We start from the raw sequence: 11948 nt of genomic DNA on the forward strand, positions 1-11948 counted from the left end.
TTTGCCAGCTTATTTGCGTTGGATGCCTATTTGGGTTTAACACCTAGCTGCTTGAGCTTGCGGTAGAGGTGGGTGCGTTCCAGCTGCACGTTCTCAGCCACTTTGCTCATATTGCCGCCAGCCTTGACGATATGGTGCTCGAAATACAAGCGTTCAAATTCATCGCGCGCTTCACGCAGCGGCTGTTCCAGATTAAAGGCCAGCGAAACGGTCAAAGGGCTGCCCGGCCCGGGTTTGGCTTGATGCATCTGGGAAAACTGTCCCACCACGCGATTAACATCAGCCAGGGTGATTTTCTCGCCTAGAGAAGTCTGCACCAGATTGCGGATTACGCTATCCAGCTGCGCCAGGTTGCCGGGCCAATCCGCATTGCGCAATGCATTGAGGGCGGCGATATCAAACTCTCTATACGCGGCTTCACCAGTTTCTACCATCAAGGTCACCATGGAGCGGGCCAAGTCGGGGATATCCTCGCGGTGATCTTCCAGCGCGGGTACGCCCACGGTGGTGACCGACAACGCCTGCAATAAGCCTGCGTCAAATGTATTTTCAGCTACCAGCTGCGGCAGCGCACGTGATGTGCCACAGACTACACGTACATCGTATTTATCTGCCTTGCCCAGCAACAGCAGCAGGCCTTTTTGCTCGGTTTTGTTGAGCTCCGCCACTTCGGGAATGAAAATCAAGCCATCACTGCTTTGTTCTAGCAGTTCCAGTGGTGCTGTGGCCAGCCGTTCGGTCTCGGTCAATTCCAGCCAGGGGCTGCCGGGCTGTTGCAGGAAGCGGGCGCACAGCTCCAGGCCGCTACCCTTGGCCCCAATCAGCAACAGGCTGCTTTTCAATGCCGCCACTTGCTCCAGACGCTGGCGCAATTCGCTAATGACGGCACTTTTACCCAGATTGACCAGGTTCATGTCCGAGCGCGGTTGTTGCTCGCTGTGCTTGAGTGCAGCGTTGACGGTCTTGAGCAGTTTCTGCAGCGCGATGGGTTTCTCGAGGAAATCGAACGCGCCTATGCGCGTGGCTTCCACCGCGGTGTCTATGGTGCCGTGACCGGACATCATGACTACAGGCATGGTCAACAAGCCGCCATTGCCCCATTCCTTGAGCAGGGTGATGCCATCACAGTCCGGCATCCAGATATCAAGCAATACTAGGTCTGGCCTGGCCTGTTGGCGCCAGGTACGAGCTTCGGCGGCGTTTTCTGCCAGCCTGACCTGATAACCCTCGTCCTGCAGGATGTCTCTCAATAACTCGCGGATGCCGATTTCATCATCCACGACTAGCACTTGCCTGGCTGTCATTGCTTGCGCTCCGCTATAGGTATGGTGACAGTGACAATTGCACCGCCATGTTCTAGGTTTTCCACCTTGATCGTGCCTTTGTGTTCTTCAATGATTTTCTTGACGATGGCAAGCCCCAAGCCGGTGCCATGACGTTTGGTGGTCATATAGGGTTCAAAGGCGTGGGAGAGGATTTCGAGCGGGAAGCCTGCGCCATTATCACGCACACAGAGCTTGACCCTGTCTTCGGCCACACTACAGCCTATGGTGATGGCGGGCTGGGGATGGTTTTCCAACGCATCCTGAGCGTTCTGCAACAGGTTATGCAATACCTGGCGCAACATGCTGGCATCACCCTGTACCTTGGGCAGGTCGGCAGGAATATCCAGCTCGATATGAGCGCTGGCGGCTTCATACAAGCCCAATACATCATGTATCAGCTGCTCAAGATCTACGCTGTCGGGGTTGATGGCAGGCAGGCGCGCATATTCGCTGAACTCATTCACCATGCTTTTCATGGCATTGACCTGGCTGACAATGGTGGCGGTGGCGCGCGACAGCATTTCAGCATCCTGGGCATCGAGCTTGGCGCCCAGCTTGTGTTCCAATCGCTCTGCCGAGAGCTGGATAGGCGTCAGCGGGTTCTTGATCTCATGCGCCAAACGCCGCGCCACTTCTGCCCAGGCGGCATCGCGCTGGGCCTGGGCCATTTGGGTAATGTCATCAAACACCACCACAAAACCGCCATCCGGGCCGCTGGGCAGGCGCGTGCCGCGCACCAGCAACACTTGCTTGCCCTGAGTGGTGCTGACTTCCATCTGCTCCTGCCATTCGCTGGCGGAGTCTGCCTTGAAATAGACTTGAATACGGTTAACGAAACTGGCCAGTGTGGCCTGTTGCTTGGCCAGCAGCTCCAGCGGCTGATTCAGCGCCTCGTCATTAAGTGGCACGCTGAGGATATGCGAGGCGGCATAGTTGAAGGTACGTAACTGGCCATTTTCGCCCAGCACCAGCACACCCGAGGACAAGTGGGCGAGTATGGTTTCCAGGTATCCGCGCGCGGCTTCCAGGCGCACCCGGTTGCGATCAGCAGCCTGGGTAGCGTCATCCAGCTGGCGCGTCATGCTGTTGAAAGATTGCACCAGAATGCCAAGTTCGTCCTTGCCGTGGGCGGGCAATATAGTGCCGTAATCACCACGCGCAATGGCGCGCGTGCCCTCGGCCAAAATACCTAGCGGTGCGGATAGCCTGCGGCTAAGCACAAAGGCAATGGCAATGGAGGAGAGCATGGCCAGCATCAGCACCAGGGTCAGCGTCAGCGCAAACACCTCTTTCAGTGATTCGCGACTGATGGAAAGCTCCTGATAATCCTCATAGACATCCTGCACGGCTTCAGCCGTGTCTGACAGTGTTTTTGGCACGGGCTGCAGCAGTTGCAATACGCGGGTTTCCCCCGCCATATCATTCATGCTCACAGGGGCCAGTACGCGCAGATAAAGACCTTTGCCCAATATGGCTCAATCACGCCATAAACATGCTGACGCCCCTGGCGTAGTTGCGGCACGCTGGGCAGCTCAGGCAGGAAGCTGGAAGGGTCACCACTGGAAAACGCTAGGATGCGGCCCTGCAAGGTGAGCAATACCGCATCACGTACGCCACTTTTCTCGCGCAGGTCATTCAGCACACTCAGGTGCAGGTTGCCAGGCTGGAAGGCCAGGGATAAAGCCATGCTCTCGGCCTTGTCTTCCATATCTGACAGCATGATATCCAGCGCACTCTGACCAAGGCGCAAGCCACCTTCAAGCGCAGCCTCTACTTTGACGTTGAACCAGGATTCGATGGAGCGGGTAAGGAAATTCACCGAGACCGCATAGACTAGCACACCGGGGATAATGGCCATCAAGCAAAGCCGCCGAGCAGGCGCAAGGTCAGGCGGCTGCCCATAATGCTATTGCGCAACTGACGGTAAAGCCGCCACAGCTGTATGCCTATGATGACAATCAAGGCCAGCGCCAACACGATATTCAGCACCAGCAGCAGCGAATAATTACTGCTGGCCGCTGCCGTGCGCGTGCTGGCGTGCGACAGCAGATACAACAGGACTGCACCCAGAGCCGCACTGATGAAGACGATGTATTTCATGATGACTTAATTGGCTAAAGGCGGCGTCCAGCGCAGGCGCTCGGAGACCATATTCCAATCCTCGGAGTTCAGGGTGTCGACCTGTAATGCCTTGGGTAGCTTGGATTGATCCAGGCGCATGCGTAATGCAGCCTGGTAATTTTCACCTTTTTTCAACAGGTCGGCTTCCAGCACGTGCCAGTTCTTGATGTGCGAAAGTTCTTCCTTGGCTTCCTGCAGGCTGGTAAACGATAGCTGATGGCCATCGCGGTTGAGTAGGTATTGACGGGAAAGTGCGTGATAACTGAGGGCAACTTTGCTGGTCAGGCTGACAATTTCGTCGTCAAACCAATAGCGTTTGAGTGCCACCAGCTGAAATTCCACCAGAAAGTTGAGTGGCATGCCCTTGTTAACGGCTTCTTCCACCGCGGGGCTGAGTATCAGGTCAAAATCGGCATCCAGCAGGTAGATGCCTTCGCCATGCACCAGTTCAGCGGATTTGATCTCCAGGCTGCTTGGCGCCGCCAGCAGGGTGCTGGGCATCAAATTGCCGCAAATCAGGGCAAGCAACAGTAAAAGCCACAGCCTAAACTTTCTGCAGTAAAGCGTAAAAGAAGCCGTCATGGTCCTTACCGGGGAGTAGTTGTCCTTGATTCAACTGCAGGGTGGCATGCGCTAAAGGTAGCTGGCGTGCGTCCGCTTGTTGCTGCAGGAATTGATCAATTTGTTGCTGATTTTCTTCGTGAAAAACCGAACATGTCACGTAGAGCAATTTACCACCCTTTGCCAACAGTCGCCACAAGCCTTGCAAGATCACGGCTTGTTGGCTGGCAAAGGCGGCAATATCCTCAGGTCTGCGTAGCCATTTGATATCGACATGACGCCTGACGATGCCAGATGCGGTGCAGGGCACATCAGCCAGAATGCGGTCATAGTTAATTTCATTCCACCAGCTTTGCGGGTCTGCAGCGTCACCTTCTAACAAGGTAGCTTGCAGTTGCAGACGCTCCAGGTTCTGGCTGACGCGGTCCAGGCGCAGGCCGTCGTGGTCCACTGCCGTCATAGACACATCGGCAAGCTCAAGCACATGCCCGGTTTTGCCACCAGGCGCGCAACAGGCATCCAGTACTTGCATGCCATCGGCCACATCCAGCTCAAACGCGGCAAATTGCGCGCCCCAATCCTGTACCGAGGCATGGCCTTGTTCAAAACCCGGCAGACGGCTGACGCCGCAGGGGCGCTCCAGCATGACAGCCTGTTTATCCAGGGCATGCGCTTCCAGCCCTGCCTCTTGCAGCGCAGCAATGTAGTTAGCGCTGTCGCCATGACGGCGATTGATGCGCAGCGTCATGGGTGGGTGCTGGTTGCCTGCTTCCAGCATGGCTTGCCAGGCATCAGGGTACTGTTGCTTAAGCTTGTCTATCCACCATTGCGGATAGGAGTAGCGCGCGTATTCATGTTGATCGGCTTTTTGCTCCAGGCTCTCGCGCTGGCGCAGAAAATTGCGCAATACGGCGTTGACCAGACCCTTGGCCCAGCTATTTTTGGAACGAGATGCCGCTAATACGGCCTGGTTGACCACGGTGTGCGAAGCGGCCTGGTCATAGCAAAGCTGATAAAGACCCACTAGCAGTAAATGGTGAATGGAAGCATCGGTGAGCGGTTTTTGCAGCAATTGCTGTAGCAAAGTCTCCAGCCGCGCGTAGTAACGCAAAGTGCCATAGGCAAAATCCTGGCTGGCAGCACGCTGTTGTTGCGTGATCTTGCTGTTCTTGCGATACAGCTCTTCCAGTACTACCGATAGATTGCGACCATCCAGAACCTGGCCTACCGCCTGTGCTGCTAGTTGTTGTGCGACTTGCATCCTTAAACAGCCATCGCCATGAGGCGGGAAATACGTTCCTCAGTATTGGGATGGGTGCTGAACAAGCCTTTAATGCCTTCGCCAGACAGGGGGTTGATAATCATCATTTGTGCCGTTTCTGGATGTTGTTCTGCGGTTTGCAGAGGAATCTGGTGCGCATAGTTGTGGATCTTCTTTAAGGCAGCCGCCAAGGCGGTCGGGTCACCGGATATTTCGGCACCACCACGGTCAGCTTCAAACTCGCGCGCTCTGGAAATCGCCATCTGAATCAGCATGGCAGCAATCGGGGCAACTATCATGATCAGGATAGCCACCGCAGGATGCACGCCACGCTCTCTGTCGTGCGAGAACAGCATGCCAAACTGGGCGATGGAGGAAATAGCCCCGGCGATGGTCGCGGAAATGGTGGAGATCAGGGTATCCCTGTGCTTGACGTGCGCAAGCTCGTGCGCCATCACGCCACGCAGCTCACGTTGGGTGAGGATGCGCATGATGCCAGTAGTGGCTGCCACGGCGGCATGTTCGGGATCACGCCCGGTCGCAAAGGCATTGGGCTGGTCTTCATCAATGATATAGACCTTGGGCATGGGCAATTGCGCGTTCTGCGCCAGTTCCTTGACCATGTTGTAAAACTCGGGTGCAGTGCTGGCATCCACCTCGCGGGCGTTGTACATCTTCAGCACGGCCTTGTCAGAGAACCAATAGGCGTACACATTCATGGCAGCAGCCAGCAGCAAGGCGATCATCATGCCGCCTGCGCCGCCCAGTGCAGCACCTACCGAACCAAACAGCACCACTATCCCCGCCATGAGGATAGTATCTTGAGCCAATTACCTACCATGTTTCACTCCGATCAAAGCATTGTTCAGGGGAGGGCAAGAGCGCCGTTATCCCGATTTCAAGAACGGCACAGGCCGTTTGCAATCCCTACTTAGATGGCGCTAAAGTCAAAAAATTCAAGCAGATTGCCTGCATGCGCTTGAGGTTTTGGCCAGATGCCTGCGCATGCCAGACATCCTGTCTGCATGCCTGCGGTTTAATACTCAAAGACTACCGAATTTTTCGCCTATATTGAGCGCATGTCCGGCGAGAAAGTCCCTGGCTTTGAGGCGTTTGCCTCCTGGCATTTGCAGCTCCAGAATGCGCAGCAAACCGTTGCCGCAACCCACCACAATGCCATCATCCACGGCCACCACTTCCCCCGCATTAGCCTGACCGGGTAGAGCCTGTGCCAGCCATACCCGGCAGGTTTCGCCATGAAGCTGGGTTTGCGCTACCGGGAATGGGTTGAAGGCGCGCACCTGACGCGAAAGGTTTTCCGCGCTGTCATGCCAATTGATGGCTGCTTCTGCTTTTTGCAGTTTTTCGGCATAAGTCACCAATGACTCATCTTGTGGCTCGGCATCAAGCCTACCCTCTGCCTCAAGCTTATTCAGACTTTGCAGCATCAGGCGTGCGCCAATGTCAGCCAGGCCGTCGTGCAGGGTTTGCGCAGTATCTTGCTCAGTGATGGGCAGGCTGCCCTTGATGATCATGGCACCTGCATCCAGCGCAGGCACTACTTCCATGATGGTGACACCAGTCTCGGCATCACCTGCCAGCAGCGAGCGCTGGATAGGGGCTGCGCCACGCCAGCGTGGCAGCAGGGAAGCATGCACATTGAAACAACCATGGCGTGGCATATTGAGCACGCTGGTGGGAATGATGAGGCCGTAGGCTGCGACCACCATGCATCGGCCTCTTCCGCCGCAATGCGCGCCTGGGCTTCAGCATCTTTCAGGGTTTCAGGCTGAAACACGGCAATGCCATGTTCCAGTGCCAAGGTTTTCACCGGGCTGGGTTTGAGCTTCATGCCCCGGCCAGCCGGGCGGTCTGGTTGCGTCAGCACCAGGCTGACTTCATGTTGAGAGGCGATCAGCGCCGCAAGCGCAGGCACCGCGAAATCCGGGGTTCCGGCATAGATGATTTTCATGGCAAGCCCTAAGCGCGTTCGCGCTGGCGTTTTTTCAGTTTGTTCTTGATGCGGGATTGCTTGAGGCCGGAGAGATATTCGACAAACACCTTGCCCAGGAGGTGATCAATTTCGTGCTGTATGCAGACTGCCAGCAGGCCATCTGCTTCCAGGGTGAATTTTTCGCCACGTTCGTTCAGCGCTTCCACCGTGATTGATTCGGCACGGGTGACCACATCATAAATACCGGGCACCGACAGGCAGCCTTCTTCATAGTCCTGAGTACCGCACTTGCTGAGTATCTTCGGGTTGATGAATACCTGTAGCTGGCTCTTGTCCTCGGACAGGTCCATAACGATGACTTGTTTGTGTACATCAACCTGGGTGGCGGCCAGACCTATGCCTGGCGCATCGTACATGGTCTCGGCCATGTCGCGCACCAGCCGTCTGATCTCGTCATTGACCTCAGTCACTTCAGCAGCGACTTTGTAGAGGCGTGGGTCGGTAGGTAAGGATGTCTAAAATTGCCATAACGCTTGATTGTTTAATAGATAGAATGCAGAATCCAGTGCAAGTTACAGAATATTAATATTAATCTGCGCCAGCAGGCATAAGGTTATGCATTATGTATAGACGCATTATAACGCTGCTCCTGCTTTGTTGCCTGATTTTGCCTGCCCAGGCAGATGAGGTGAAGTTGCAGCCCAATTACCCTGAGCGCTATGTGGTCGTGAAGGGCGATACTTTATGGGGAATCGCAGGCCGATTCTTGAAAGACCCCTGGCAATGGCCACAGGTCTGGAAAATGAATCAGGACCAGATCAAGAATCCACACTGGATTTACCCAGGGGATGTGGTGGTGCTGGACAACAGCAGCGGATCACCCGAACTGCGCTTGCTCAAGCAGACTGTGGCTAATCCTACGGTCACCGTGCAGCCTGATATTCGCACCGAGAAACTCAATGCTGAAGCGATTCCGACCATCGCTCCCAATATCATTGCGCCTTTCCTCAGTCAGCCACTGATCATAGAGAGCACAGCGCTGAAGCAAGCGCCTACCGTGATTTCAGGTACAGAAAATCGCGTGATACTGAGTCCGGGTTCGCGTGTCTATGTCGATAAAATCCCAGAAGGCGAGGCGACCTTATGGAATATCTACAGACCGGGTAAAACCTACGTTGACCCTGAAACCAAGGCCATACTCGGCACCGAGGCCATTTACCTTGGCGATGCGCGCATCACCAAATATGGCGAGCCAGCCAGTGGTGAGATAGTCAGAGCAAGGAAGAAATCTTTGCCAATGACAAGCTGGTGGCAGCCCCAGAAACCCTGCAAACCAACTTTATCCCACGCGCGCCTGGCGGTGAGATTAAAGGCAGAATCTTATCTATTTATGGCGGGCTGGCAGAAGCGGGCAGTAATACCATCATCGCTATCAGTGGCGGTGAAGCCGCTGGCCTGGAGCAAGGCCATGTGCTGGCGATCAACCGCAATGGCCGTGTGATCAAGAACCCCAAGTACGATAAGAATGACAAGGAAAAATCCAAGGAGCCGGAAAACATCAAGCTGCCGAATGAGCGTATTGGTTTAGCCATGGTGTTCCGTACCTTTGACAAGATTTCCTATGCCCTCATCATGCAGGCCACAGAGCCAGTCAATGTGCTGGATATTGTGGAATCGCCATAAGTAGTACTCATGCAACGGAAGCCGGACTCTGGGTAAACCTGAGTCTGGTGCCCGGTCTAGGCCCGCAAGCCATGTGCCAGCTTCTGGCGGCATTGGGCTCTCCTGAACAAATCTATGCCACCTCCAGGCAACGGCTGCGCGATTACCTGCCAGAAGCTGTTGCCAATGCTATCGCCGCTGGCCCCAATGCCGATATTACAGACCAGATACAAAGCTGGCTGCAGCAAGAGGGTAATGCACTGGTGACGCTGGCAGATGCTGCTTATCCTCGCTTACTACTCGATATCTCCAATCCTCCGCCCTTGCTCTATGCCAAAGGTGAGTTGTCATTACTCAATGCGCCATCCCTGGCGATAGTGGGTAGCCGCAGTGCCAGTGCGCAAGGTGAAAAAAATGCAGAACAGTTTGCTGGTGCTTTGAGCCAGAGCGGTTTTTGCATCGTCAGTGGCATGGCGCTAGGTATAGATGCGGCCGCGCATAGAGGGGCTTTGCAGGCAGGGGGCAGCACGATAGCCGTGGTGGGCACGGGTCTTGATATCGTCTATCCCGCTCGCAACCGACAATTGGCGCACCAGATTGCCAGTCAGGGCCTGATCATTTCCGAGTTTGCCCTGGGTACGCCGTCAATAGCGAAGAATTTCCCCAGACGCAATCGCATCATCAGTGGCCTCAGCCAAGGTTGCCTGGTGTAGAGGCTAATTTGCAAAGTGGCTCCTTGATTACGGCACGTCTGGCTTTGGAGCAAGGGCGTGAAGTGTTTGCAATTCCCGGCTCTATCCATTCACCACAGGCCAAGGGCTGTCATCAATTGATCAAGCAAGGAGCCAAGCTGGTAGATGACATGGGGGATATTCTTGCCGAGCTGGGCGGTATGCATGGGCATAAGTCAGGCGCAAGCAAGGCCAGGCGGGTGCAGCAAGCAACCGCAGAGTCAGATTCGCCGCTGCTGAAAGCACTGGGCTTTGAGCCGATTTCTTTGGACACTTTAGTGGAGCAAAGCGGCTTGACGGTTGAAGACCTTTCGGCCATGCTGTTGGTGCTGGAGTTGGAAGGTCAAGTAACCTCTCTACCGGGAGGGCGTTTCCAGCGCATCGCCTAACTCTGTGAATGATGAACGAGACATGATGGCGATTCTTGCAAGTTGAACTGCCTAGTATGAGTTGATTGTGATCAGAGTCACCCGGGTCATTTTGATTGGGGAATGTATGTTCGAAGTCCTGGTGTACATGTTTGAAAATTACTTTGAAGCAGATATCCATCCCGACCACGATACACTTTCAAAAGAACTATTTGCCGCTGGATTTGACCAGGATGACATTAATGGCGCGTTTGATTGGTATAACGCACTGGAAGCCATGTCCGAAGTCAGTGAATCCCAGCTCAGCCCGCTGAGCCTGAGAATTTACAGCGATATCGAAACCAAAAAACTCAGTAGTGAAAGCCTGAGCTTCATGATGTTCCTGGAGCAAGCGGGTATTTTGACGCCTGGCCAGCGCGAATTGGTGATCGACAGGGCGCTTGCCCTGCCGCAAGCCGAGATCGGGCTGGAGGAAACCCGCTGGATAGTGCTGATGGCCTTATGGAACCAGGACAAGGCCAGTGATTATCTCTTTGTTGAAGACGCCATGTTCAACGACAATCGCTCCACGCTTCACTAGTTTTTGGCACTAGACTTTTGGCAATAGGCTTTTGCTCTAAAAGGCCTGACAATTAGCGTAAAAAAACCAGGGGCCAAGCCCCTGGTTTGTATCATTGCCTCACCTGCTTTAGTTACGCGCTATTCACAGATGAAATAATGCAGTGTTACTTGCCCGTGCGCTTTTCAACGCCCAGGCGGTCAAGAATGTTGCTAATGGTACCTGCCTGATTCAAGGTGTAGAAATGCAGGCCGGGCACACCGCCAGCAATCAGTTGTTCGCACAAATCCTGCACCACATCACTGCCAAAATCACGCAACGACGCCAGGTCATCACCAAAATCCTGCAATCTCAAGCGTAACCAGCGCGGGATTTCTGCCCCGCATACACTGGAGAACCGCGCCAGTTGGGTGAAATTGTAGATAGCATGACGCCGGGTACGATGGGAATATCTATGCCCAGGCTGTTGGCCTGATCCACAAACTGGAAATAGGCATCCGCATTGTAGAAATATTGCGTGATGGCGGCATTGGCACCAGCCGCCACCTTGTGCTTGAAGTATTGCAGATCAGCATTGGGTGAGCGGGATTCCGGATGAAATTCCGGATAGGCGGCTACTTCAATCTGGAAGTGATCACCAGTTTCTTCGCGGATAAAAGCTACCAGCTCGCTGGCGTAACGGAAATCCCCGGTACTGACTTCGCCAGAGGGAATATCACCGCGCAAAGCCACCAGACGCTTGATGCCATGGGCCTGGTAATCTTGCAGCAATTGACGGATTTCAGCCTTGCTGGCGGAAATGCAGGATAAATGCGGTGCACCTTCAGCCCCGGCTTGCTGAATATCCAGCACGGTTTCCAGCGTGCGGTCACGCGTAGAGCCACCTGCGCCAAAGGTCACGGAAAAGAACTTGGCTGGTAGGCGGAAAACTGCTCGCGTGCCTGGCGTAACTTGGCCATGCCCTCCGGGGTTTTCGGCGGGAAAAATTCAAAACTGATATCAGGTAAAGAGCTCATATTGTTCTGTCTATAACGATGGCGAGATTAATCCTTGTCACCCAGCACCAGGGCAATCAGCATCCAGGAAATCAGGCTGTAGAGTATGGCACCTATGATGCCAGCCAGCAGGCTTTGTACCTCGAAGCCATTGAGCAGGTGGCCGACAAAGAAGAACAGCAGACCATTGATCACCAGCAGGAACAGCCCCAGGGTCACTACTGTGACTGGTAAGGTCAGAATCACCAGAATAGGGCGTATCAGCAGATTGACCAGGCCGATCACAGCGGCAGCGATCAATGCCCCGCCTATGCCGGACACATGAATTGACGGCACGATATAGGCCACAGCCAACAATGCCAGGGCATTGAGTAACCAGACGATCAAGAGTTTCATGATGTTGCTCCAGTC

5 protein-coding genes and 7 pseudogenes are annotated in these 11948 nt (G+C 54.5%); 3 read left to right on the forward strand and 9 right to left on the reverse strand.

The window, feature by feature from the left end; genetic code table 11:
• Nucleotides 1-26: 26 nt before the first annotated feature.
• The 7 genes and pseudogenes from JCM2850_RS09855 to def all read right to left on the reverse strand — a co-directional run bounded on the left by JCM2850_RS09855 (nucleotide 27) and on the right by def (nucleotide 7750).
• Nucleotides 27-1304, reverse strand: coding sequence for a sigma-54-dependent transcriptional regulator (locus JCM2850_RS09855; RefSeq protein ID WP_025871534.1), 1278 nt, complete (start codon nucleotides 1302-1304; stop codon nucleotides 27-29).
• Nucleotides 1301-3425: pseudogene (locus JCM2850_RS18450) on the reverse strand (ATP-binding protein). Before JCM2850_RS18450 ends, JCM2850_RS09855 begins: the two are co-directional and overlap by 4 nt.
• A gap of 6 nt (nucleotides 3426-3431) precedes the next feature.
• Complete coding sequence (locus JCM2850_RS09865) at nucleotides 3432-3947, reverse strand: DUF4390 domain-containing protein (RefSeq protein ID WP_088177753.1); 516 nt, start codon at nucleotides 3945-3947, stop codon at nucleotides 3432-3434.
• A gap of 43 nt (nucleotides 3948-3990) precedes the next feature.
• Nucleotides 3991-5268, reverse strand: a complete 1278-nt coding sequence (gene rsmB / locus JCM2850_RS09870; protein WP_025871538.1) for a 16S rRNA (cytosine(967)-C(5))-methyltransferase RsmB — start codon at nucleotides 5266-5268, stop codon at nucleotides 3991-3993.
• A 2-nt stretch (nucleotides 5269-5270) separates the two neighbouring features.
• Nucleotides 5271-6109, reverse strand: a pseudogene (gene htpX, locus JCM2850_RS18455) (zinc metalloprotease HtpX).
• 202 nt (nucleotides 6110-6311) lie between these two features.
• Nucleotides 6312-7240, reverse strand: a pseudogene (gene fmt / locus JCM2850_RS18460) (methionyl-tRNA formyltransferase).
• Nucleotides 7241-7248: 8 nt separating this feature from the next.
• Nucleotides 7249-7750 (reverse strand): annotated as a pseudogene (def, locus tag JCM2850_RS18465) (peptide deformylase).
• Nucleotides 7751-7844: 94 nt separating this feature from the next.
• Here def and JCM2850_RS18470 point away from each other — a divergent pair.
• From JCM2850_RS18470 to JCM2850_RS09900, 3 genes and pseudogenes are all read left to right on the forward strand, one after another.
• Nucleotides 7845-8905 (forward strand): annotated as a pseudogene (locus tag JCM2850_RS18470) (LysM peptidoglycan-binding domain-containing protein).
• Nucleotides 8896-10004 (forward strand): annotated as a pseudogene (gene dprA, locus JCM2850_RS18475) (DNA-processing protein DprA). Before JCM2850_RS18470 ends, dprA begins: the two co-directional pseudogenes overlap by 10 nt.
• A 106-nt stretch (nucleotides 10005-10110) precedes the next feature.
• Complete coding sequence (locus JCM2850_RS09900; RefSeq protein ID WP_025871540.1) at nucleotides 10111-10563, forward strand: Smg family protein; 453 nt, start codon at nucleotides 10111-10113, stop codon at nucleotides 10561-10563.
• Nucleotides 10564-10708: 145 nt separating this feature from the next.
• On the opposite strand, the pseudogene metF reads toward JCM2850_RS09900, so the two are convergent.
• Both metF and JCM2850_RS09910 read right to left on the reverse strand, forming a co-directional pair.
• A pseudogene (gene metF / locus JCM2850_RS18480) lies at nucleotides 10709-11558 on the reverse strand (methylenetetrahydrofolate reductase [NAD(P)H]).
• Nucleotides 11559-11585: 27 nt separating this feature from the next.
• Nucleotides 11586-11933 (reverse strand): phage holin family protein, encoded by a 348-nt coding sequence (locus JCM2850_RS09910; RefSeq protein ID WP_025871542.1) that lies wholly within the window; start codon nucleotides 11931-11933, stop codon nucleotides 11586-11588.
• Nucleotides 11934-11948: the final 15 nt, after the last annotated feature.

Origin of the sequence: Methylobacillus glycogenes JCM 2850 (genome assembly GCF_000617925.1) — a bacterium.
GTDB lineage: Bacteria > Pseudomonadota > Gammaproteobacteria > Burkholderiales > Methylophilaceae > Methylobacillus > Methylobacillus glycogenes.